The organism is Blautia aquisgranensis (assembly GCF_040096615.1).
Taxonomy (GTDB): domain Bacteria; phylum Bacillota; class Clostridia; order Lachnospirales; family Lachnospiraceae; genus Blautia_A; species Blautia_A aquisgranensis.
The window spans coordinates 62,187-85,269 of sequence record NZ_JBBMEJ010000012.1 but is presented as its reverse complement, the minus strand read 5'-3'; the positions used below and the strand labels follow the sequence as shown (position 1 = coordinate 85,269).

At 45.9% G+C, this 23,083-nt stretch carries 21 protein-coding genes; 1 reads left to right on the top strand and 20 read right to left on the bottom strand.

All coding sequences use genetic code 11. The features are described from left to right. Positions 1 to 254: 254 nt before the first annotated feature. The 20 genes from ftsH to WMO28_RS10785 all read right to left on the bottom strand — a co-directional run bounded on the left by ftsH (position 255) and on the right by WMO28_RS10785 (position 21,834). Positions 255 to 2,102 carry an ATP-dependent zinc metalloprotease FtsH gene (gene ftsH / locus WMO28_RS10880; protein WP_349056998.1) on the bottom strand — a complete coding sequence of 616 codons (1,848 nt, stop codon included), beginning with the start codon at positions 2,100 to 2,102 and terminating at the stop codon, positions 255 to 257. A gap of 16 nt (positions 2,103 to 2,118) precedes the next feature. Next, positions 2,119 to 2,646: a hypoxanthine phosphoribosyltransferase gene (gene hpt / locus WMO28_RS10875; RefSeq protein ID WP_349056997.1), complete on the bottom strand. Its 528-nt coding sequence runs from the start codon at positions 2,644 to 2,646 to the stop codon at positions 2,119 to 2,121. Beyond that, the gene (gene tilS / locus WMO28_RS10870; protein ID WP_349056995.1) at positions 2,643 to 4,076 is read right to left on the bottom strand and encodes a tRNA lysidine(34) synthetase TilS; all 1,434 of its coding nucleotides are present in this window, start codon (positions 4,074 to 4,076) and stop codon (positions 2,643 to 2,645) included. The genes hpt and tilS overlap by 4 nt, the downstream gene beginning before the upstream one ends. A 21-nt stretch (positions 4,077 to 4,097) precedes the next feature. Then, on the bottom strand, positions 4,098 to 5,591 hold the full coding sequence (locus tag WMO28_RS10865; RefSeq protein ID WP_349056994.1) for a SpoIIE family protein phosphatase: 1,494 nt from the start codon (positions 5,589 to 5,591) through the stop codon (positions 4,098 to 4,100). 120 nt (positions 5,592 to 5,711) lie between these two features. Beyond that, a complete protein-coding gene (locus tag WMO28_RS10860) occupies positions 5,712 to 6,026 on the bottom strand; it encodes an FtsB family cell division protein (protein WP_349056993.1) in 315 nt (104 codons plus the stop codon). Between the two features lie 110 nt (positions 6,027 to 6,136). Beyond that, positions 6,137 to 6,418 (bottom strand): sporulation protein YabP, encoded by a 282-nt coding sequence (yabP, locus tag WMO28_RS10855; RefSeq protein ID WP_178644551.1) that lies wholly within the window; start codon positions 6,416 to 6,418, stop codon positions 6,137 to 6,139. A 107-nt stretch (positions 6,419 to 6,525) separates the two neighbouring features. Beyond that, positions 6,526 to 6,765, bottom strand: a complete 240-nt coding sequence (locus tag WMO28_RS10850) for an RNA-binding S4 domain-containing protein (RefSeq protein ID WP_118062154.1) — start codon at positions 6,763 to 6,765, stop codon at positions 6,526 to 6,528. 76 nt (positions 6,766 to 6,841) lie between these two features. Then, positions 6,842 to 7,174 carry an HU family DNA-binding protein gene (locus WMO28_RS10845; RefSeq protein WP_349057019.1) on the bottom strand — a complete coding sequence of 111 codons (333 nt, stop codon included), beginning with the start codon at positions 7,172 to 7,174 and terminating at the stop codon, positions 6,842 to 6,844. A 39-nt stretch (positions 7,175 to 7,213) separates the two neighbouring features. Then, positions 7,214 to 7,612 (bottom strand): MazG nucleotide pyrophosphohydrolase domain-containing protein, encoded by a 399-nt coding sequence (locus WMO28_RS10840; protein WP_178644547.1) that lies wholly within the window; start codon positions 7,610 to 7,612, stop codon positions 7,214 to 7,216. Position 7,613: 1 nt separating this feature from the next. After that, entirely contained in the window at positions 7,614 to 9,347 is a 1,734-nt protein-coding gene (locus WMO28_RS10835) for a phospho-sugar mutase (RefSeq protein ID WP_178644545.1), read from the bottom strand. A gap of 106 nt (positions 9,348 to 9,453) precedes the next feature. Beyond that, a complete protein-coding gene (locus tag WMO28_RS10830; protein WP_349056992.1) occupies positions 9,454 to 10,431 on the bottom strand; it encodes a CotS family spore coat protein in 978 nt (325 codons plus the stop codon). Positions 10,432 to 10,492: 61 nt separating this feature from the next. Further along, a complete protein-coding gene (locus tag WMO28_RS10825; RefSeq protein ID WP_349056991.1) occupies positions 10,493 to 11,830 on the bottom strand; it encodes a CCA tRNA nucleotidyltransferase in 1,338 nt (445 codons plus the stop codon). Between the two features lie 115 nt (positions 11,831 to 11,945). Then, the gene (proS, locus tag WMO28_RS10820; RefSeq protein WP_349056989.1) at positions 11,946 to 13,385 is read right to left on the bottom strand and encodes a proline--tRNA ligase; all 1,440 of its coding nucleotides are present in this window, start codon (positions 13,383 to 13,385) and stop codon (positions 11,946 to 11,948) included. Between the two features lie 600 nt (positions 13,386 to 13,985). Further along, positions 13,986 to 14,771, bottom strand: a complete 786-nt coding sequence (locus tag WMO28_RS10815) for an HD domain-containing protein (RefSeq protein ID WP_349056988.1) — start codon at positions 14,769 to 14,771, stop codon at positions 13,986 to 13,988. 160 nt (positions 14,772 to 14,931) lie between these two features. Beyond that, positions 14,932 to 17,580, bottom strand: coding sequence for a family 78 glycoside hydrolase catalytic domain (locus WMO28_RS10810; protein ID WP_349056987.1), 2,649 nt, complete (start codon positions 17,578 to 17,580; stop codon positions 14,932 to 14,934). A gap of 103 nt (positions 17,581 to 17,683) precedes the next feature. Further along, on the bottom strand, positions 17,684 to 18,682 hold the full coding sequence (locus WMO28_RS10805) for an AraC family transcriptional regulator (RefSeq protein WP_349056986.1): 999 nt from the start codon (positions 18,680 to 18,682) through the stop codon (positions 17,684 to 17,686). 103 nt (positions 18,683 to 18,785) lie between these two features. After that, entirely contained in the window at positions 18,786 to 19,421 is a 636-nt protein-coding gene (locus WMO28_RS10800; protein WP_349057018.1) for a Gfo/Idh/MocA family protein, read from the bottom strand. A 121-nt stretch (positions 19,422 to 19,542) separates the two neighbouring features. After that, positions 19,543 to 19,920: an SMU1112c/YaeR family gloxylase I-like metalloprotein gene (gene gloA2, locus WMO28_RS10795; protein ID WP_178644949.1), complete on the bottom strand. Its 378-nt coding sequence runs from the start codon at positions 19,918 to 19,920 to the stop codon at positions 19,543 to 19,545. Between the two features lie 321 nt (positions 19,921 to 20,241). Beyond that, entirely contained in the window at positions 20,242 to 20,967 is a 726-nt protein-coding gene (gene sigE, locus WMO28_RS10790) for an RNA polymerase sporulation sigma factor SigE (protein ID WP_178644951.1), read from the bottom strand. 15 nt (positions 20,968 to 20,982) lie between these two features. Then, positions 20,983 to 21,834, bottom strand: a complete 852-nt coding sequence (locus WMO28_RS10785) for a sigma-E processing peptidase SpoIIGA (protein ID WP_178644953.1) — start codon at positions 21,832 to 21,834, stop codon at positions 20,983 to 20,985. A gap of 315 nt (positions 21,835 to 22,149) precedes the next feature. Here WMO28_RS10785 and WMO28_RS10780 point away from each other — a divergent pair, with 315 nt between their 5' ends. After that, entirely contained in the window at positions 22,150 to 23,016 is an 867-nt protein-coding gene (locus WMO28_RS10780) for a shikimate dehydrogenase (protein ID WP_178644955.1), read from the top strand. The last annotated feature ends 67 nt before the right edge of the window (positions 23,017 to 23,083 follow it).

The following is a 23,083-nucleotide window of genomic DNA, read 5'->3' as shown; positions in this document are numbered from 1 at the left end:
TAGCACTCATATTAAGTATATTATCGTAATTTTTTCCATCCTGCAAGTATTCCCTGCCAGTTATCTCAGTTTATTTTTACGCAGTAAAAAAGGCAGCTGGTTAGGCTGCCTTTTTTGGAGAAGGTATTTCTTCTTATGGGGTGTAGCAAAAACTATATAATGTATTGGGGGGTTTTTACGGTATATATAGTACCATGCGTCCACCCAAAAGTGTGCACAAAGTTCACAAAAATTGATATTGTTTTTTGTGCACTTTATTCGTTTGTTTCTGCAACCTCTGTTTTTTCTGCTGTAAAAAGTGCTTCAAACTCTTCGCGATGTACTTTTTCCTTCTCAAGAAGAAGAGCTGCACAGCCGTGAAGAACGTCCATATGTTCCCTTATAATGCTGGTAGCTTTTTCGTGGCACTCGTTGATGATCCTTGAGATCTCAGCATCGATCTCCCTGGCTACTTCTTCGCTGTAGCCTCTTGTATGTGCCAGGTCACGGCCGATAAATACCTCATCGTCGTCATTTCCGTAGGCGATCAGACCGATCTTATCGGACATACCGTACTTCATTACCATGGAACGGGCTGTCTCTGTGGCGCGCTTGATATCATTGGAAGCACCTGTTGTAATGTCTCCGAAGATGATCTCCTCTGCCACACGACCGCCAAGAAGTGTGGTGATATCCTCCAGCATCTTATTTCGTGTGTTAAACATCTCATCGTTATCCGGCAGCGGCATGGTATAACCTGCTGCTCCCATACCTGTCGGAATAATAGAAATGGTATAAACCGGATCCATATATGGAAGAACATGGAAAAGAATCGCATGTCCTGCCTCATGGTAAGCGGTGATCTTCTTCTCTTTGTCGGAGATCACCTTGCTCTTCTTCTCTGCTCCGATTCCTACCTTGATAAATGCTGCCTTGATATCCTTCTGCATGATATACGGGCGACCCTCTCTTGCTGCGTCAATGGCAGCCTCATTGAGAAGGTTTTCCAGATCTGCACCTGTAAATCCGGCTGTTGTCTGAGCGATCTGTTTAAGATCCACATCATCTCCCAGCGGCTTATCCTTGGCATGGACCATAAGGATCTCTTCTCTTCCCTTGACATCCGGGCGCCCTACACCAACCTTACGGTCAAATCTTCCCGGACGAAGAATCGCCGGATCCAGAATATCCACACGGTTGGTAGCTGCCATTACGATGATTCCTTCATTAACGCCGAAACCATCCATCTCAACCAGAAGCTGGTTCAACGTCTGTTCTCTCTCATCGTGGCCGCCGCCCATACCGGTACCTCTCTGGCGGGCAACTGCATCGATCTCATCAATAAAAATGATACACGGTGCATGGCGCTTACCTTCTTCAAAAAGGTCACGCACACGGGATGCACCTACACCTACAAACATCTCCACAAAATCCGATCCGGAAATGGAGAAAAACGGTACACCAGCTTCTCCTGCAACTGCTTTTGCAAGAAGTGTCTTACCGGTTCCAGGAGGGCCTACAAGAATAACTCCTTTCGGGATACGGGCACCGACCTTGGTGTACTTCTGAGGAGATTTCAGAAAGTCAACAACCTCCTCAAGATCCTCTTTTTCCTCCTGGAGACCTGCAACATCTTTAAATGTTACTTTCTTGTCATCCGGGGAGGACATTCTGGCTCTGCTCTTGCCGAAGTTCATCATCTTCGCATTGCTTCCGCCGCCTCCGGACATCTGACGGTTCATCATCATGAAGAAAAAGATAAAAATCGCACCTGTCAGTACGATTGGAAGCACTGTTCCGATCATAGAGCTGTCTCTTGGCACATTGCGGATCGTCGGATCGATATCATACTTCTCAAGAAGCTCCTCTGCCTCTTTTACGTCGGTTACGTAGACGGTTCTCTGACCATCTGAAACAATGTCTGCTGTTACATAACCGGTGGGCACTTCTCTGTTCTGATGGATCACAGCATCCGTTACCTTGTCTTCTTCCAGGGCCTTCTCCAGCTGTCCCATTGTGTAGCTTCCCTGGGTAGATACCTGGTCATTAAGATACAGATATCCTGCAATCAGCGCCACAATAAGCAGCAGGTACAGGCCTATCTTACCTGAATGCTTGCTCACTTGGTTAATTCTCCTTTCAGTCCTGAAGCTCCACTACTCCGATGTAAGGAAGGTTTCTGTATTTCTGGGCATAATCCAGACCATATCCTACCACGAACTCATCCGGAATATTGAAGCAGCAGTAATCTACCTCTACATCTGTCACACGTCTCTCCGGTTTGTCAAGAAGTGTACAGAGCTTGATGCTGGCCGGATGTCTGCCATTCAGGATACGAAGAAGATAGCTTAAGGTTCTTCCGGAATCAATGATATCCTCCACGATCAGAACATCCTTACCTTCCAGCGGCTGATCAAGATCCTTGACGATCTTTACGATGCCACTTGATTTCGTATCATCTCCATAGCTGGATACAGACATGAAATCCAGAGTTACCGGACGTGTGATCCTCTTGGCAAGCTCACACATAAAGAAAACGCCACCCTTAAGAACGCAGATCATATGCACATCTTTGCCTTCATAATCCTTGTTGATCATGTCTGCAACTTCCTGAATACGGGCATCTACCTTCTCTTCGCTGAGTAAAACTCTGATTTTTTCGCTCATGTTAAAACTCCTCCTTGGTAATGTAATTCCAACACTCTCCCTGTAGTGGAAGCGATTTTATACTGTTCGTTCATCCGTCCTCCCGGGATCCAGAGGATCTCTTCGCCGACCGCGATAACAGGAATCTGATCTCTTAACTCTGCCGGGATCTTCTCGTCAATAAAGATCCTGTTCAGCTTCTTCCTGCCGCCTTCACGGTTCACAACAAGAAAATCTCCCTGTCTTCTGGTGCGAACGCATGGACCAGTTTTTATTTTATCATAATCGAACCATTTCGTACACTTTTTTTCTTCAATCTTCTGGTTCTTATAGGGAAAAATTTTTGCTTCAAAAATACCGAACGGGCATTCCAGAGTTCCCGGAACCGGAATCTCCCACAAAAGTTCCGCCAGAGTTTCCGGTGCAGTCTCATCGATTCTTCTGACGCTTTCGTTATCTGTCCGTTCCAGGCGGACACCTTCATAAACGCGGACAGCTCTTAGTTCCCTGGGTAGCTGTATATAACGTCCGGTAGTTTTTTCACGAAGAGAAAGCACCTGTTCCACATGAAGGGCGGTAAAATCCTTTCTTTTCCCTGCCAGACGCCCAAAGGCTTCCAGCACCGCATATTCCTGAATGATATGCGCTTCCCTGAAAAAACTCTCCACCAGAAGATATCCTTTTTTCTGTGTACAGTGCTCCAGAAGCTCGCAGCCTTTTTTACAGAGATATTCCTCTGCCTCTGCAAGAACCCTGGCTGTCTCCGCCATATGCTCCACAGCACCGGAGTTGATCTCTTTTTCCATGACAGGCAGAACATGATGACGAATCCGGTTCCTGGTATATTCATCCGAAAGATTGGTGCTGTCCGTAATGTATGAAATTTCCCTTTCTTTCAGATAATTGACAATTTCCCGTCTTTCTAAACATAAAACCGGACGGATGATTTTTCCACTGCATGGGCGGATTCCCGCAAGTCCCCGGATGCCGGTTCCACGCGCCAGATGATGCAGCATGGTTTCTGCCAGATCGTTGCGGTTATGGGCCAGTGCCACAAGAAACTGAGGTTCCCCGTCAGAGCTTTGCTCCGGAAATCCCAGCCGTTCTCTTTCCCTGAAAAAAGCTTCTTTCCGAACAAGCCTTCCTGTTTCTTCCTCGCCAAGCTTCCACTTCTTCGAGAGCTCAGGAACCGGATAATGATAACTCCGAAAAGGAATCTCCCATTCCCTGCAAATATCCCGGACAAGTTTTTCATCCCTGTCGGCCTCTTCTCCGCGGATTCCATGATGAACATGGACTGCCTCCAGTAAAAAGCCAAATTCCGTCTGAAGCTGTTTCAGGATATGCAGCATGGCAATGGAGTCCGCACCGCCGGATACCCCTGCTGCGACCAGATCTCCTGTCTTCAACATATGATTTTCCCTGATATATTTTTTTACACGTTCAAGCATTTTTTCTCCTGTACAAAACTCTTATTTTTTCCACAAGCCTGCTACCACAACTGTCATATCATCACGTGCCCGGTAATCGCTGTATCCAAGAACCCTCTCCAGAATTCCTCTTCCGATCTCTTTCGGCTCTTTTTCCCGGATGTCCATGATGATCTCCTTCATGGTTTCCTCCTCCCGTTCGGCAGGAAGCGCATCCAGAACCCCGTCTGTCATCATGATCAGATAATCTCCATGATAAAGCTTTCTGGAGGCCGTGTCAAAATCCAGCTGCTGCACCAGCCCGGCTGCCAGGCTCTCTGAAGCAATGGATTCTACCCAGTGATCCCGTTTGATAAAAGTAGCAGATGCACCTGCCTTCAGAAAATTGCAGATTCCTGTGTAAAGATCCACCGCACAGATATCCACCGTGGAAAATATTCCTTCCCTGCCTTTCAGGATCAGCGCGGAATTCACCATTCTTGCTGCTGTTTCCTGTGAAAGCCCGGATTCCATAAACTGTTCCAGAAGCTCTACCACGATTTCACTTTCCTTAAAAGCCTCCATGCCGGAGCCCATTCCATCAGAAAGGCAGAGGAAAAACCTGCCATCCTCTTCCTGGCGGCAGATATAATTATCCCCGGAAACCTTTTCCTGTTCCCTTGTAAGCCTGGCCACTCCATAGAGCATCTGATAGCTTACATCCTCCACAAAATGTACGGTATGAAAATCCCCGTTGACTGTACTCCTGCTGCCCTGCTCCGGAGTCATGTGACAGCCACAGATTCTGGATAAGATCTGTGAGATTTCAACCATGGAAACGCACTGGCCGCTGCGGGCCCGTAAGTTCAGAAAAACCTGTCGTCTTCCCTCGATCCTGTCCATCACCCAGACATGCTTTATGACAATGTGTTTCTTCCTGAAAGCTTTTCTTAAATCTTCCCGAAACCGGGGATCTGCTGGCATGATATCATACAGTTCCTCTGCCATATGATCCATGATCCTGGATATCTCCGTAAGCTGCTGTGCAACAGCCAGACGATTCTCGATCATGCGGTTGTCCCAGACAAGATTCTGGCGTTCTTCCCGGAATTCCTCTCCCAGCACCTGAAAATACTGTGCCGAACGTCCACAGGCACCCATCCATTCGCTTCGTACCTGACGAACAGCCTCCTCATCGCCCTCCTCCATGGTCCGGATCATATTTTCACTTAAGCGAAGGGTCTCTCCTGCACGTTCTCCCCAGCAGATTTCTCTCTGATAACACCTGGAACACACTGCGGAACTGGTATCGGAAACAATACGGTTCAGCTGGCCGCTGCTTAAGAATTCTTTCCGGTAGGGCATCCCGTAAAAAGTATCTGCAAGCTTACGAAATGACTCTGCATACCGTTCCACCTTTTCCTTCTGGGGATGGCTCTCACCGGGCGGTATCAGTTCTTCTTTCTCCTGTGTTCTTCCCGAAAAGACAGTTTTTGCCATGTCCCGAAGCATCAGCAGTATGCTGACTACGAGCATGGCAATTATCCATTCCTGCATATTCTCCCCTCCCCTTATAATCTTCACTGACTGACTATTATAAAGGAGGTGTTCTGAAATATCTGTCAAAGCTGCACGAAAGCCTGAAAAAAATTTTTCGCCGGAAATATCTTTTTTCGGCTATTTTTCTTCCTGAAATACAATCTCGTTATCTTTTACGAGACCAAGCTTCTCACGTGCCGCTTCCTCCACATATTCATCTGTTTTCATATATTCTTTCTGAGCATCGATATCCTTGGTGCGTTCCTTCTCATTCTCTATGGATGTCTCAAGCGCAGCAGCCTTGGAATCATAATAATCCAGACGCCTCTCAAGTGCCTTACTCTGTACCATAAGACCACCCAAAAGGATCAACGCGATGGTTGTGATTCCGATCATGCCAAGATAGTTGTATCCGATTTTTTTCTTTCCTTTTCCCTTCCCTGGTTTCTTCAATCTGTCCGCTCCTTTTTTACTGCTTCAAACTGTTTCTTTTTTACGAGCTTATACATCCAGATTTTACATCTTATTCCAAAAAATATCAACCAGTTTGCCGGCTTTTTTGTCTAACGCAGCAGCCTTTTTAAAAAGGGTTCTTCTTTTCTGTCTTTTTTTCTGCCCAGATAGTTCAGGCTGTCGATCCTGCCCTCAAAACTCATCTCTCCGTTTTTCAGGTCAAGTTGCTTCATATGAAGCTCTCCGCCCTTTATCGACAGCTTTCCTTCTTCTGTATACAGCAATATTTCTTTTTCATCAAAGGAGATTACCTCACGGATCCCTGTAACAGTTCCGCCCTTCTGCCTTTCCAGTATCAGCCTGTGAAGTACTGTGGACCTCTTCTCTTCCAATCGCTGTTTCCCCAAGCATGATTTCTCTGTTATTTTATGAAAAAGTATTCCGGAATAGACCTCTGCGTTATTCTGTCAAAGCTCTCTTCTGACAGACATAGCTTTTGTCAGATGTAGCGGAACATACTCTCCACTTCGTCTTTTTTTACAGTGTCTTTAACTTCCAGAACCTCCACCTTAACATTCCGGCTTCCGAACTGGATCTCCACGGTGTCCCCGGTCTTCACCTGTACAGATGCTTTGGCCGGCTTGTCATTTACCAGAACTCTTCCCGCATCACAGGCCTCATTTGCCACTGTGCGGCGTTTGATCAGTCTGGATACTTTCAGATATTTATCAAGACGCATATTTTTTCCTCCTAAAAAAAGCAGGAGAAACCAGTTTTTAAGGTTTCTCCTGCTGTTATCACTCTGAACCAACAGATTATTTACCGTTAACAACGTCCTTTAAAGCTTTTCCAGCTTTGAACTTCGGAGACTTGGAAGCCTCAATTGTCATGGTCTCACCAGTCTGAGGATTTCTTCCCTCTCTTGCAGCTCTTGTGCTGACTTCGAATGTACCAAATCCAACAAGCTGAACCTTCTCGCCTTTTTTCAGTTCATCAGTTACAACATCGATAAAAGATTTCAGAACAGCTTCTACATCTTTCTTGGAAAGATTGGTATCTTTCGCCATTGCTGCTACTAACTCTGTTTTATTCATGGTGTTTCCTCCTATAATTGATGTTCTCTTATTTTTTGGCTTTGCTTTATATATATAACCCTTTTGGCTTATAATGTCAAGGTTTTTCACATATTACGGGCATTTTCTGCCCATTTTTTCCCGCTTCTTCAGTTCTTCCCAGGAAAGGCTGCAGGCTTCTTTGTCTTCTGGAAAAAATATCCGCGGATGGCGAAATCTCATCTTGTCTGCAACGCCACTGATCACATCATCGATCGTGAACTGCCCCTCTTCACGGGCGATCTCACTCTGGAGGATAAGCAACATCAGAATATCCCCAAGTTCCTCACAGAAATTATCACTGTCTCCGGTCTCCCGGAAATGATCGATTCCTTCAAAAACCTCCTGAACCTCATTGGTCAGGCATTCCTTCAGGCTCTCGTGGGTCTGTACACTGTCCCACGGACATTCTCTGCGGATCCTGCTGATAATGCTGACAAGCTCTTCGAACGTATATCTGTCCTGTGTGGCCATATTATTTCATGGAATCAACCATTGCAAGAACAGCCTTGCCCATTGCATCGGATTTCTCGTCTGCATCAGCAAGAGAGGTTCCTTTAACTCCATAGTAGAATTTGACCTTCGGCTCTGTTCCGGATGGTCTTACGCAAACCCATGCATCGTCTGTGAGTTCATAGTAAAGAACATTGGAATTCGGAAGTCCTGTAGGTTTCTTCTCTCCTGTTGCAAGATCTGTGATCTCGTCAAGCTTGTAGTCACGTACTGCTGTTACCTTATGTCCTGCAAACTCTGCAGGCGGGTTCTGACGAAGTGTTGTCATGATCTCCTGGATCTTCGCAAGTCCCTCGATACCCTTCATGGTAACTGCCTGGATCGCATCCTTGTAGTATCCGAACTCCTCATACATGTCGATCATTGCATCCCAGAGAGTCTTGCCCTGTGTCTTATAGTAAGCTGCCGCCTCACACAGTGCCATGGTTGCAACAATGGCATCTTTATCTCTTGCGTAGGTTCCGATCAGACAGCCGTAGCTCTCCTCAAATCCGAAAAGATATGTACCCTTGCCGCTGTTCTCAAAGCCAAGGATCTGCTGTCCGATGTATTTGAAGCCGGTAAGTACTTCGATAAGATTTACACCATATCCTTTGGCAATGGCATCTGCCAGGTTGGTTGTAACGATTGTCTTTACAAGAGCACCGTCTGCCGGAAGGCTTCCGTTTACAGCCTTTCTCTGGCTCAGCTCATAGTTTGCAAGAAGGCATCCGGACATGTTTCCGGTAAGGTCATGATACTCGCCATTCTTATCTTTTACACGGACACCAAGACGGTCTGCATCCGGATCTGTTGCAAGAACAAGATCTGCGTCAACCTCTTTTGCAAGTTTAAGTCCGAGTTCAAATGCCTCTGCTGCCTCCGGGTTCGGATAGCTGACTGTCGGGAAGTCTCCGTTCGGAAGCTCCTGCTCCGGTACTACATATACATTCTCAAAACCAAGCTCTTTCAGGATTCTTCTTGCCGGAATATTACCGGTTCCATGAAGCGGTGAGTAAACGATCTTCAGGTTCTTACCCTCTGCCTGGATCGCATCCATGTGGATAACCTGTTTCTTAAGCTCTGCCATGTAAGCATCATCAACAGCCTGTCCGATCACCTCGAAAAGTCCTGCCTTCACTGCTTCTTCTTTATCCATGGTCTTCACTGTATTCCAGTCAGAGATTGCTTTTACCTCTCCCATGATTCCGGAATCATGAGGTGGTGTGATCTGTGCGCCGTCCTCCCAGTAAACCTTGTAGCCGTTGTATTCCGGTGGGTTGTGGCTGGCTGTTACGTTGATACCTGCAACGCATCCTAAGTGACGTACTGCAAAAGAAAGCTCCGGTGTCGGACGAAGTGTTTCGAAGATGTAAGCCTTGATTCCGTTAGCTGCCAGGCAAAGGGCTGCCTCCTGGGCAAACTCCGGTGACATATGACGGGAGTCATATGCGATGGCAACACCCTGGGATTTCTTGTCTACCTTCGCAATGTAGTTGGCAAGTCCCTGTGTTGCTCTTCTTACAACATAGATATTCATACGGTTGGTACCCGCGCCGATGATACCGCGCAGGCCTGCCGTACCAAACTCAAGATCCATGTAAAAACGCTCTTTGATCTCGTTCTCATCGTCTTTAATTGCTCTCAGTTCTTCTTTTGTCGCATCATCGAAGTATGGATTTTCAAGCCACTGACTATAAATTTCCTTATAATCCATGTTTCAAAATACCTCCCTGTTTCTTTCATATAATATATTTAGTATTATATAACAATTTTCTGAAAAAGGGAAGCTCTGTTTTTGTAATATTCTGCCATATTCATAATCATTTTTGTCCGAAGCATTGTTTCGGAAATTCCTCCCACTGTTTTTTCTGGCGGATCAGCGTATGCAGCTTTTCCACATTTTTTCCGGAAACCACCACCTTTTTATGGGTGTAATAATAATTGGCAAGCTTCCAGTATTTTTCCGGATAAAAAAAACGCACCTTCAGATTTTTCCATTCGGATTCCGAGATCGGGCGCACCGTATTGTAGGCCGACAGCATTTTTTCTGCCATGCGGGGATCCCAGCTGTATTTTTCCAGAATCTTACGCATAAAACGGTAAAGATCTGCCATCTGCACATCAAAACTCCAGTGACCGAAATTAGTCACTGACACATTGCGGCCAAGGATCAGTACATTATGCTGGTTGTACTCTCCATGGCAGATACTTCCCTCTGCCAGAGATTTTTCCCTAAGTGTCTGGTAGTCCGTCATTTCCAGCATGGAGACTGCCGCCTCACCTTTTTCCAGGAACCATTCCACACTTGAGAGATATTCTTTTTCAAACTGATTTTCTGCTCCCTTTTTCCGGATAAACATACGTATTTTTTTCATTTCCTGGTTATGTCTTGTATATTCATCCCTGAGGTTGCGTCCTTTATAATCTTCTTCCACGGGCAGTTGCATTTTTTTATGAAGTTCTGCCAGTGTTTTTACACTTTTGCGGATATCTGCTTCGGATTTTGTGTCACATTCCCTGCCCTCCGGCCAGTTCTGTACGGTATAGGGAATGGCATCCTTATCCCTGCTCACCAGACTGCCTTCCTGATTTTCCAGAAAGAAATCTACCTGACATCCCTGTTCCTTAAGCTTCAAAAGAAGCGTCTGCTGCATGGCAATCTTTTTTTCAGAGCCGTGAAATTCCCGGATGATCACAGAACCTTTCTCAGTCTGGCACAAAAGTGCACCCCTCACTCTGCCTGACGATCCCGCAGTCAGTCCATACTGCTCCAGCACGCTCAAACCATAATCATACAAACACGTTCCCCCCTGCCATATTTTACGTTCTATCATATGCAGGGGGGATTTTTGTTATTCTCTATTCTGTTTCTGATCTTTCAGCTGCCAGGAAAAGCAGCTTCTCTTTTGTGTTAAGAGACGGATCCTTCAGTACCGCATCCAGAAGCCTCGAAAGAAGCTCTCCGAGTGCCGGACCTGCCGGATGTCCGGCTCGTATCAGATCGTTTCCTGTAACTGCCAGGGTTTTCAGAGAAGTGCACTCTCCTCTTTCCAGAATTTCCTGATAAGCCTTGATCACTCCGTTCAGGCGTGATAATTTCTCTTCTCTTTTGTAGGTGCTCTGTGCCAGAAGGTCTGCTTTTTGTATCTTAAGATATAATGGAAAAAGATCTTCTCCTATAAGATTCACACATCTTCGCACATCCTCCGGTGTGGGAGCCGGACGAAGATCATGATACCGGATCAGGCGGCAGGTGCTTCGAATGGTCGCATTGTCAAATTTCAGACGACGCAGGATCTTTCCTGCAAGCTTTTCACCTGCAGATCCGTGGGTCTTAAAATGATCCCTGCCATTCTCATCAGTCTTTTTTACCACAGGCTTCGCTATATCATGGAGAAGCATGGTGGTACGCAAAAGTCTGTCTGCTTCAATCTCCGTAAGACTCTTAAGAATATGCTCCCCTACACTGTAGCAGTGATGCGGCGTATTCTGTTCTGTCTCCATGCAGGCATCAAACTCCGGAAGAAATTTCCGGGTAAGTCCTGTCTCCCAGGCTGTCCGAAGGTAATCCGGATGAGTCGACACCAGCAGCTTCACAAGCTCCGTCTGGATCCGCTCTGCGCTGACATGCTCAAGATTTCCGGACATACGGGAAAGCGCAGCCTTCGTATTTTCTTCCACCTCAAAACCAAGCTGTGCGGAAAATCGCACTGCACGAAGCATACGCAGAGCATCCTCTGTAAAACGCTCTACCGGATTTCCCACACAGCGGATGATCTTTTTATCAATGTCTTCCATTCCGCCAAACAGATCCACCAGACCATGTTCCGGATGGTACGCCATGGCGTTAATGGTAAAATCTCTTCTCTTTAAATCTTCCTCAAGGCTTCTGGTAAATGTCACTTTTTCCGGATGGCGGCCATCGTGATACTCTCCATCCACCCGATAGGTGGTAACCTCAAACCCTTCTTTCTCTATCATTACGGTAACAGTTCCATGCTGGATTCCTGTATCCACCGTTCTTCTGAACAATGCTTTCACCTGCTCCGGAAGGGCAGATGTGGTAATATCCCAGTCTCCCGGCTCACGGTTCAGAATAGAATCCCGCACACAGCCGCCTACAACATAAGCCTCATAACCGGCCTCATTAAGTGTCTGCAGAATCTGCGCCGCTTTTTGTGGTATCTCTATTTTCATAATACCTCCCTGTTAATCTTATATTATTGCATCAGGAAATCCCTGTTATTATACCATAAAAAAACAGCGAAGCATATTTTTTTGCTCCGCTGTTTATATCTGCATTTTTTATGATTTAGTATGCACGGCCCCAGTAAACCATCTTCTTAGCCGGTTTTCCACAGCATACGCATACATCACTTAACTGCTCCTGCTCAAATGGCATACATCTTGAAGTTGCCTGGAAATCTTCTTTGATCTTATCCTCACATGCACGGTCGCCGCACCACATAGCTTTGATGAAGCCTGGCTTGCTGTTGATGATCTCACCGAACTCCTCGTAATTCTTTGCCACATAAGTGTGTGCCTCTCTGTGTGCACGTGCACGCTCCAGCATATCATGCTGAATGGTATCCAGAAGCTCTTTTACCTTATCTGCAAGCTCCTCGAAGGATACTGTGTATTTCTCACGGGTATCTCTTCGGCACAGAACAGCCTGACCGTTCTCGATATCCTTCGGTCCACACTCAATACGGATCGGAATACCACGCATCTCCTGCTCGGCAAATTTGAATCCCGGGCTCTTATCTGTAGCGTCAACTTTCGCACGGATACCTGCTGCCTTCAGTGCTGCAAGAAGCTCGTCAGCCTTCTCCATAACGCCCTCTTTACGCTGCTGGATCGGAATGATCACAGTCTGTACCGGAGCAATTCTCGGAGGAAGAACAAGACCACTGTTATCACCGTGAACCATGATGATTGCACCGATCATACGTGTTGTCATTCCCCAGGAAGTCTGATGAACATATTTCAGTGTGTTATCTTTATCTGTGTACTGGATTCCGAATGCTTTCGCAAAACCATCTCCGAAGTTATGGCTTGTACCGGACTGAAGTGCCTTACCGTCATGCATCAGGGACTCGATGGTATAAGTAGCCTCAGCACCTGCGAATTTCTCCTTCTCTGTCTTCTGGCCCTTGATAACCGGGATAGCAAGAACTTCCTCGCAGAAATCTGCATACAGGTTCAGCATCTGGATCGTACGAGCCTCTGCCTCCTCTGCTGTTGCATGTGCAGTATGGCCCTCCTGCCACAGGAACTCTCTGGAACGAAGGAACGGACGGGTTGTTTTTTCCCAGCGCACAACAGAGCACCACTGGTTGTAAACTTTCGGAAGATCTCTGTGGGACTGGATCTCTTTCTGATAGAAATCACAGAACAGAGTCTCAGAAGTCGGACGTACGCAAAGTCTCTCCTGAAGCGGATCAAGACCGCCATGAGTCACCCATGCAACCTCCGGAGCAAAGCCCTCTACATGATCCTTCTCTTTGTCAAGAAGAGACTCCGGGATAAAGATCGGCATATAAACATTCTCTACACCAGTCTCTTTGAATCTGCGGTCAAGCTCATGCTGGATATTCTCCCAGATTGCATAACCTGCAGGTTTGATTGCCATACAGCCCTTAACGCTTGTATAGCCGCAAAGTTCAGCCTTCTTAACAACGTCTGTATACCACTGAGCAAAATCCTCATCCATAGACGTAATGGCCTGTACTAATTTCTTTTCTTTTGCCATGATAAATCTCCTTTTTCTTGTGATCTGCAACAAACAGAATCCTTCACGCTCACTCAAGTCCCATAAACCGTACACTGAAAATACAGTCCCTTTTTACGGACAAAAAAATAAGCCCTCCGGATCCCTACACAAGGGACCGAATGACTTCGGCGGTACCACCCCAGTTAGCACAGGACACCCTGCACTCTCTCAAACTCCGTTAACGCCGGAAAAACACGCCACGCTTCAATCACGCAGAGCTCCGAGGCCGGTTCCACAGTTCACCCGGCAGGACTCTCACACCACCATCCGGCTACGCCGGAGGGAATCCCTCTCTGTGCCATATCCCTGTGTACTATTCTCATCAACGCCGTATCTTCGATACATTTTAAGCGAAACCAAACTCAAAGTCAACCCCCAACTTTCTCATATTTTAACCAATTTCTTTATCAGTTTCGGTCACGGAACAGGGTGCCACCGCGCCCGCCATGACCTTTCTTACACCTGAAAAGTTCCAACGAAAAGCACTGGAAGATCTATTCTCCGCTCTTTTCGCCATTTCTTTTGTATCGAACTCACAGGAAGTTTTGGGAACAAACTGCGACGTTTCATTCTGCCTGTTTATTCTTTTACAGACACAGCCGGCATTTCCAGATACCGTTTCAGGTCTTCTGTAAGAATGCGGATCTTTTCCCTGGTATCCTGTTCCTTGTAGGTAATACGCTCTGCAACTCTGGTAATATAATTCTCCTCATCTATGATCTCACAGGTCTCCGGAAAATTAATATCATAATACTGTGCAAGATAAGATACCCAGTAATCCAGAGGAATCCTTCTGTCCGCCGAAACCACTGATTCTCTTCTTAAGCAGGACTCCCACACCTTCGGAGAGATCAGACCTTCTCCTGCTTTCTCCGCTGACGCTCCCAGCATAGCCTCTATGGATTCTTCCAGTTTCACCCGGCAGTTATCCAGCTTATCTGCGTCCCGGATCAGCTTCGCATGAAAAAGTGTTCTGGCATCGTGGATGCCTTCCAGCTTAAAATCACTGTGTCTGTGGATTGCAGCATCGATCAGCTCATCGAAACGGTCATCCTCCACAAAACGCCGGATCAGCTTCTTTTCCCCAAAAAGGAGCTCTGCGCCATACACTGCATGATTCATTGTTCCAGGCTCAAAGCTGTGAAATTCACGGATCTGCTCAAAACGTCCGATATCATGAAGTAGCCCGATCAGTTCTGCCAGTTCCACATCTTCCCCGGAACAATCCATCCTTCTGGCAATCTCACCTGCATATTTCACTACTCCATAGGTGTGTACGATCTTCAGGCGGATCTGTTCATCCTCACGGTCATATTCATCCAGATATTTCTCGAATTCCTGTTTTGCATGTGCGATATCGATCATCTCTGACACACTCCTTCTGACTTTTCTTTTGTTTTTGACTTTGTTTCTATTATAGCGGACATATCTGCCAAATTCCACCCCAAAAGCCCTCAGCAAAAAAGGCAGCTCCCTGGAATCGTATTACGAATCCCGGAAAACTGCCTTATTCCGCCTTATCTTATTATCTCACAAAATGAATCTCATAATCTCCGGAGCCAGCTTCCGCCTGCATGCAGTCTTTTCCTGCTGCAAATGCAAGGCCGTCTGCTGCTTTCACCTCTTTTGCTCCATCTAGGCAAATGGTTGCTGTTGTGTTAGCAGGTACGGAAACATGAAGTACTGTCTCCTCCGGTTTTACTTCCCAGAAGCTCTTGACCGGTCCGTATACAGAACGGTATTCTGCCTTTACATAATCAAGATCTCCGCCCATTCTCGGATAGATCACTGCATGCTTGTATCCCGGCTTCTTCTCATCCACCTCAAGACCAGCCATAACACGAACCAGCCACTCTCCGATAGAACCGTATGCATAGTGATTGAAAGAGTTCATGTCTGCACTCCACATGGTTCCGTCCGGCTTCAGGCCGTCCCAGTGCTCCCATACAGTTGTAGCACCCATTTTGACCTGATACAGCCATGACGGGAAATCATCCTTCAGAAGCAGCTCGTAGGCTTCTTTTACATGGCCGTTCTGGCTTAACGCATGGCAGAAATACGGAGTTCCCACAAAACCTGTTACAAGATGTCCGTTCTCTTTCTCCAGAAGTCTTAAAAGACCCTGAACTGTTTTTTCTTTATATTTTTCCGGTGCCAGCCTGAAGTACAGAGCCACGATATGAGCTGTCTGTGTCTGGGCTGTCATCTCACCGTTCTCATCATAGAAGGTTCTCTGGAATTTATCCACGATCTTGTCGTAAAGATCTGAGTATTCTTTCACATCATCTGTGCGTCCCAGAATCTCTGCTGCCTTCACAAACAATCCTGTGGAATATGCAAAATATGCAGTACAGGTAAGGTCATTCGGCGTTGCACCAAAATAGCTTCCCTCTTCTGCATCCAGAGCTACCCAGTCACCAAACTGCAGCTTGTAGTTCCAGATATAATCTACAGAGTATTCTCTCATAAAGTTGATCCAGTTCTTCATGCTGTTATACTGGATCTTCAGAATCTCTTTATCACCGAAAGTCAGATACATGGTCCATGGATTTACTATTGCAACATCCGCCCAGGCTGCTGCGGAGTGGCTGCCCTGCTCCAGAAGCCAGTTGTCTCCCTCATTGCCGGAAATGATATCCGGAACAACATGGGCAACTCCGCCTTCCTCTGTCTGGTCTGCCTCCACATCACGGAGCCATTTCCGATAGAAGGAATATGTATTCTCAAGGAAGCATGCTGTACGGCAGAAGATCTCTGCGTCACCAGTCCAGCCAAGACGCTCATCTCTCTGCGGACAGTCTGTAGGAACATCCACAAAATTGCTCTTCAGTCCCCAGAGAATGTTATGTGCCAGCTGATTCAGATCCGGATTGGATGTCTCAATAAATCCGGTACGCTCCATGTTGGTATGGATCGCATTCGCTGTAAAGTTCTCAAGCTTCGGCTCTCCCGGGAAGGAAACGATCTTCGCATAGCGGAAGCCCATAAATGTGAAGGACGGGCGATACGTGATAGTTCCGTCTTCTCCGAATGTATACTGAAGAGATTCTTTTGCCCCTCTTAAGTTGTCCACATATACATTCCCCTTGGAATCCAGCACCTCAAAGCAGTCCAGGCGGATCACATCGCCTTTCTTTCCTGCTGCATGTACCTGGATCAGAGCACTCATGTTCTGACCGAAATCGATAACAGTGTCGCCTTCCGGTGTGGTAAAGATTTCTTTCGGCTTCACCTCATCCATAAGAGAAACTTTTCCGCTGCCCTGTCCTGTAAGCACGGAGAAATCGTACTCCAGCTTGCGGACCTGTTTCCATGTTCCCTCTGTGCAATCCGGCTCTGCCCAGCCTTTGATCTCCTTTGCAGCATCGTAGATTTCTCCATCATAGATCTCTGCAAATACTACCGGTGCGTCTGCTCCTCTCCAGCTCTCATCTGTGACAACCGTCTCTTCAGTTCCATCTGTATAGCGGATCACCATCTGGGAAAGAAGTGCGGTATTCTCGCCGTAATGGTTTCTTCTCTTTGCAAGACCGTCGAAGCCCATCTTTCCTTTGTACCAGCCTGCTGCCAGGATCGCACCGGCTGCGTTCTTTCCTTCTTTAAGGTAATCGGTTACCTCATAAGTCTGGAAGCAGAGATGCTTGCGATAAGAGGTCCAGCCTGGTGTCAGCTCATCGTGTCCGACTTTTTTTCCATTGATATAAAAGTTATAAAGTCCCAGTGCAGTTACAGATACAAATGCTTCTTTCACCTGTTTGGAAACTGTGAATTCCCCTCTTACATAAGTTCCCTTGGAATTGTCCTTATCTGCTTCCTCCTCTGCGGAAACAAATACACCCTTCCACTGACTGTTATCCATGATTCCTGTTACAAAAGAAGTCTCTGCCCAGTCTGATTCTTCCCCTGCTGCTTTTGCCTTTGCACGGACAAAATATTTCTTCTGGGAAGCAAGATTCACGCCTTCCGGCTGAATCTGTGCGGAAGCATCGCTTTTGCAGTTTCCGCTTGCATAGATCTTATTCTCAAATGACGGATCTTCAGCGATCTCCAGCTCATATGCCTCCTGAATGACATTTCTTTTATCGCTTTCTAATGTCCAGCTGAATTCCGGAACATGTGTGATTCCAATCTGCTCTTTCTCATAATCCATGCGGATTTCATTTATCTTTAACATATTTTTTACCCCCGGTTTTCCGTGATATCGTTAAATTTCATAAAAATAGTAACAAAAAAAGCGCCATCCTTCAATAACGCTTTTTCATCCAAATATTAACCATTTATAAGGTATGTTTGTGTTCTTTTCGGTACTGAGCCGGCGTACACCCTTCCGCCTCTCGGAATTTCCGGTAAAAAAAGTTCATATTGTTGTATCCGCAAAGCGGAATCAGCTCCGAAAGCGGCAGCTCTGTTGTCTCCAGAAGCATGCGTGCCTTCTTCAGACGCTGTTCCTGCACGTGCTCCACAAAGCTTCTCCCTGTTTTTTCTTTAAGAAGAGCCGTGAGATAATTGCCATGCATGCCGAAAGCTTTTCCCATCTCAGGCAATGTACAGGTTTCGTAATTTTTTTCAATGTAGGCAAGAAGTTCCAGAATCTGCACCTCTCTGGAAACAGAAGCCTGCTTTCTGGACTCGTCGCGCCAGACCCGGAGAAGCTCCGTAAACAGGATGATCACATAGCTCTCCATTACCTCTTCCATACCAATATCATGTTCATGATATTCCCATATGATCTGCTCCATGATCTCTCGAACACGGCTGTTCCTGTGAGCTTTGAAATAAAGATAATGCTGCTTCTTTCTGCTTCGCGTCACAGAATCTGCCAGAAACTCCGAAACGATTCCCTGTCTGGGCATCCGGCTTAAGAATGCGCTGTCAAAAAACTCCTGGCTCATCAGAATATTTACCAGAATATCATTCTCTCCTCCGGCTTCGATCGCATGCACCGCCTGGGTATCAAAAATACACACATCTCCCTCGCTGGTAACAATTTTTTTGCCCTCTATGGTCTGGCTGCAGTTTCCGGACCACAGATAGCACAGCTCAATATAGTCATGCTTGTGTGGCAGCACCTCCGCATATCTGTCCTGTCTGCTCACCACGATCTTTTCTCCGGGTGCCATAAAAAGGCTTCCCTCAAAAAGATAAGCTCCCTGACCGGCCTTTGCAAAACGGCTGATATCCTGCCGTTTCAGCTCCTCCTGGGGAGTCCCCTCAAGAATCTTTTTTTCTCTTGGCGTTATCTGTCTCAGATAACGATCGATCTCTTCTCTGTTCATCGTTCTCTCCTGCCGGTATTCTGTGGCACTTCACATTCCAGAATTTTTGATCTTCACAACAGCTCTGACCATGCATGATTACGGTTTTTATAATAGTGTTCTCTTAATCACACATTTCTTTCCATATATTTCCATCTTTATTGCTCTCCAGGCATGCCTCAATAAACGCAAGACCTGCCGCACCATCTTTGATAGATGGATAATCGATCATATCTTCCGTAAAATTTCCTGCAAAGTGCGGGTCATTTCTCCACCCTCCCTGAGAAGGATCAAATCTCTCCACAAATGCATCCTGACCTTGTGGGTATTCCGCCATAATAACACGAATATCACCGATTGCTCCCTGACGAACCAGCTCTCTGGCGTATTTTACTGTCACATTTCCCATGTAGGTGTAGGTTACCATAAACAAAAGGTTTCGGCTTTTGGCCAGTCTGTTTAATTCCACAGCCTGTGCATATGTTGTCGTTACCGGTCTATCGCAGACTACATGAATTCCAGCTTCAAGAAATGCTTTACAAATTTCAAAGTGCGAACTGTTCGGTGTCACGATGATCACGAAATCAATTCCATCTGCTCTCTCTGCTTCTTTTTCTGCCATTTCCCGATAAGTTACATAACAGCGATCCGATGATATTCCCAAGTCTTCTGCCACCTGCCGATTTTTCTCCTGAGTCCTCGAAAAAGACCCCGCTACAATTCTGGCCTTTCCATCTAACGCTATTGCAGCCCGGTGCACCTTTCCGATAGAAAATCTTTCCAAGAAAAAAATGGTCTGTGTTATGGCATTTCATTGATTTATTCTATGATTTATACCAGGACAGGGCTGCTTCAAAGAGAAATTCACCTCTTATTTCTGTTTATTCATGTATTTCTAATGGTAATCCATCCGGATCTTTAAAAAATGTCATCTTTTTATGTGTATAATCATCCAGTCGAACCGGTTCTGTTTCAATTCCCAGATCATTCAATTGTTTTACCGTTTCATCTACAGATTTAACCGCAAAAGCCAAGTGCCGCAAGCCATATGCCTCCGGACTGAGGCGTTTGGGATGATTTTTCATAATAAAGAGTTCCAGTTCCATATCATCCAGCCGAAGATCAATTTTGTAATCATCCCGTTCTGGTCTGTAATTTTCTCTGATTACAGAAAATCCTAATTTGTTGACGTAGAAATCTTTTGATTTACAGTAGTCACTTCCTATAATAGCTATATGATGTACTTTTTTTAGATTCATATTTTTCTCCCTTACAAATAAACATTTCAACTACATCTCCCAAACATTATTCCACTATTAACCAAGTATAGCATCGCCTCATATATTTCGCAAGAACATGGGATTTTTATCTCTATGCTTAAACCTATATTACACAGTAGCTCTAATTTTCCTGAATGCGAAATGCTTCATAGCTGTAAATACCTTGATATAAAGAAGATAATAATAACCAGACAAAAAAATCTCCGGAAAGTCTGTAAAATAATAACTTTCCAGAGATACTGACGTTCTTCGTTTCTTCTAAATATACCACTTTATCACTCTTAGATATTTTTATGCCTTTTACTCATATTTCACAATCTCCTTCCGCAGCCGCTTCATGATCCTCTTTTCCAGCCTTGAAATATAAGACTGTGAGATTCCCAGAAGATCCGCTACTTCTTTCTGGGTCTTTTCCATTCCTTCCCGGTTTCCGAGACCGAACCGAAGCTGTACGATCAGCTGCTCTCTCTTCGTAAGCTTGCTGATAGCTTTTCCCAGAAGTGCGATCTCCACCTCGTCTTCCAGCTTCCTTGAGATCCCATCATCGTCCGTTCCCAGAATATCCGAGAGCAGCAGCTCATTTCCGTCCCAGTCAACATTCAGCGGCTCATCAATGGAGACCTCCATCCGTGTCTTGCTGTTTCTTCTGAGATACATAAGAATCTCATTCTCAATACACCGTGACGCATAGGTCGCAAGCTTGATATTTTTTACAGGGTCAAAGGTATTGATTGCTTTGATAAGGCCGATCGTTCCAATGGAAATCAGATCTTCCACTCCCACGCCTGTGTTGTCAAATTTTTTCGCGATATATACCACCAGGCGGAGATTATGTTCGATCAGAACTGCTTTTGCCTCCTGTTCCCGTTCTGTTCCAAGGAGACTGATCACCGCCGCCTCCTGTTCTGACACAAGCGGTGCCGGAAGAATATCATTTCCCCCAATATAAAACACATCCTTCGGATGATTGATCATAAATCTTGAAAATACCTGAAATGGATAATAATTTACTGCTGCTCTGTTCATAGCAATGCCCCCTCCTTATTGCAATAGTCTGGAATTCAAAAGTATCCCGTACTCTTCTCCCAAAGCTGAGGGCTCGAATGTTATGGCAAGCACCGGTTTTCCCACATGCACCACCCTTCCGGGAGTCTGGATCATAAGCTCCTCCAGTACCACAGCCAGCAAAAGCCCTTCCTTTCCTCCGGCTCCCCGGAAGGTAAGAAAATGCGGCTGCAGCATGGTGAGTTCTGTTCTGTTCAGCTCGCCGGGAGCTTCTTTTATGTACCTAAGCTTCTCTGACAGATCACTGGAGATCAGTTTTTCCAGAAGCTCCTTCTTAATGATCGATACCGGCTGTCTGCTTATCGGGTCCAGAAGAAGGTTTCCCGTGTCAAACAGGCCGTATGACTGCTGTTGTTTTCCCTGATATGTCAGGATCACCGGATAAATGTTTTTTCTTCCAAGCCGGAAGGCATCTGCCGCACAGGTCAGTGTGTAGAATCCTCCGTATATCCCTGCCAGAAAAAGCAGAAAGGTTTTTACAGTCATGGTCTTTTCTGTTTCCAGAGCCTGATAAATACCGCCGACCACAAAGGCTGTAAGATACATTGCCAGGATGGTCTTTGCAAGAAGCGCTCCTTTTTTCAGCCGGAAAGCAAATCCTGCCATAAAAAAAGCACAGCTTCCGTGGATCAGAACAATGACCGGAGGAATGATCTTAAAAGGTACATAAAGAAGCAGACAGGATACGAATGCGCCGAAAACAGCTGCTGCCATACAGCGTAAGCGTTTTCCTCCAAGATGCAGGAATTTTCCCACAAGCCTGAGAAGCATATAATCCATCAGGAAATTCGTTATAAAAACAACATCTATGTATATCGTCTGATACATGAGATTCCCCCGCTGCTGTTTCGCCTGTTATCATAATTCTCAACTTTGGTAGGTGAATTTATTATAGGGCAGGCTTTCTGCACATTTTGTCAAAGTGTGGTGGCGCATCCTTCAAAGTTGTCGTGCCCTTTCTGGGTTCCTCGACACTCATAGATATTTTCTATAGATTCGTGACAAAAATGTATAATTTTCCGTACAATCTGCGTATTTATTGATTTTCGCACTTTATAGTGTTAAAATGCTTTTTATTATAACAATTCAGGAAATAATTTTCTGGAGTGCTGCATATTTCAAAACACTGGAGGGAATCGAACAATGATCAATATCACCGGACACACAGGGCTTACCGGACTTCTTGGCAGCCCGGTCGCACACAGCGTATCACCACTTATGCATAACGAGGCATTTCGTTATCTTGGGCTTGACTATGTGTATCTCTGCTTTGATGTGACAGAAGAAACTCTCCCCCAGGCTGTTGAAGGACTGAAAGCCTGCGGGATCAAAGGCTTTAATCTGACCATGCCGAACAAGAACAAGATCGTAGAGCTTCTGGATGAGCTTTCTCCTACAGCACAGCTTATCGGAGCTGTCAATACTGTTCGTAATGATAATGGAAAATTAAAAGGATTTAATACAGATGGTTATGGATTTACACAGTCAGCCAGAGATGCCGGCTGTGATGTGAAGGGACGCACCATCACAGTCATGGGTGTGGGCGGTGCCGGAATGGCGATCTGCGGACAGTCTGCACTGGAAGGTGCCAGAAAGATTCACGTTTTTGCCCGTCCTACCAGCCGTTACTGGGAACGTGCTGCTGCCATGGCAGAAAAAATGTCTCACATGACGGAATGCGAAATGATTCTTCATGAAATGGATGACCATGCAGCCCTCAAGGATGCACTGGAAGAAAGTACGCTTCTGATCAACGCAACTTCTGTGGGCATGGTTCCGGATGTCACCGGAACTGTCATCCCGGATAAAACCCTGTTTCACCCGGAGCTTACGGTTGCTGATGTTGTCTATGAGCCAAGGGAAACAAGACTTCTCCGTGAGGCACGTGAGGCGGGATGTCCAACCTTTAACGGCATGTACATGCTGCTCCACCAGGGCGTAAAAGCTTTCCACATCTGGACAGGAATGGATATGCCTGTTGAGATCATCCGTGAAAAATATTTCAAATAAAAAAATCCGGCGGCAGCTTTTGAACTGTCCCGGAGTATCAAAAAAGGCGACCCGCTGTTTACCATGC

Bases quoted from the DNA above. Each gene is read 5' to 3' on its own strand.
- hpt (WP_349056997.1), bottom strand. From the start codon at position 2,646: ATGAGCGAAAAAATCAGAGTTTTACTCAGCGAAGAGAAGGTAGATGCC.
- tilS (WP_349056995.1), bottom strand. From the start codon at position 4,076: ATGCTTGAACGTGTAAAAAAATATATCAGGGAAAATCATATGTTGAAG.
- WMO28_RS10865 (WP_349056994.1), bottom strand. From the start codon at position 5,591: ATGCAGGAATGGATAATTGCCATGCTCGTAGTCAGCATACTGCTGATG.
- WMO28_RS10850 (WP_118062154.1), bottom strand. From the start codon at position 6,765: ATGCGTCTTGATAAATATCTGAAAGTATCCAGACTGATCAAACGCCGC.
- WMO28_RS10840 (WP_178644547.1), bottom strand. From the start codon at position 7,612: ATGGCCACACAGGACAGATATACGTTCGAAGAGCTTGTCAGCATTATC.
- WMO28_RS10835 (WP_178644545.1), bottom strand. From the start codon at position 9,347: ATGGATTATAAGGAAATTTATAGTCAGTGGCTTGAAAATCCATACTTC.
- WMO28_RS10825 (WP_349056991.1), bottom strand. From the start codon at position 11,830: ATGAAAATAGAGATACCACAAAAAGCGGCGCAGATTCTGCAGACACTT.
- proS (WP_349056989.1), bottom strand. From the start codon at position 13,385: ATGGCAAAAGAAAAGAAATTAGTACAGGCCATTACGTCTATGGATGAG.
- WMO28_RS10815 (WP_349056988.1), bottom strand. From the start codon at position 14,771: ATGATCGATATCGCACATGCAAAACAGGAATTCGAGAAATATCTGGAT.
- WMO28_RS10810 (WP_349056987.1), bottom strand. From the start codon at position 17,580: ATGTTAAAGATAAATGAAATCCGCATGGATTATGAGAAAGAGCAGATT.
- WMO28_RS10805 (WP_349056986.1), bottom strand. From the start codon at position 18,682: ATGAACAGAGAAGAGATCGATCGTTATCTGAGACAGATAACGCCAAGA.
- gloA2 (WP_178644949.1), bottom strand. From the start codon at position 19,920: ATGAATCTAAAAAAAGTACATCATATAGCTATTATAGGAAGTGACTAC.
- sigE (WP_178644951.1), bottom strand. From the start codon at position 20,967: ATGAACAGAGCAGCAGTAAATTATTATCCATTTCAGGTATTTTCAAGA.
- WMO28_RS10785 (WP_178644953.1), bottom strand. From the start codon at position 21,834: ATGTATCAGACGATATACATAGATGTTGTTTTTATAACGAATTTCCTG.
- WMO28_RS10780 (WP_178644955.1), top strand. From the start codon at position 22,150: ATGATCAATATCACCGGACACACAGGGCTTACCGGACTTCTTGGCAGC.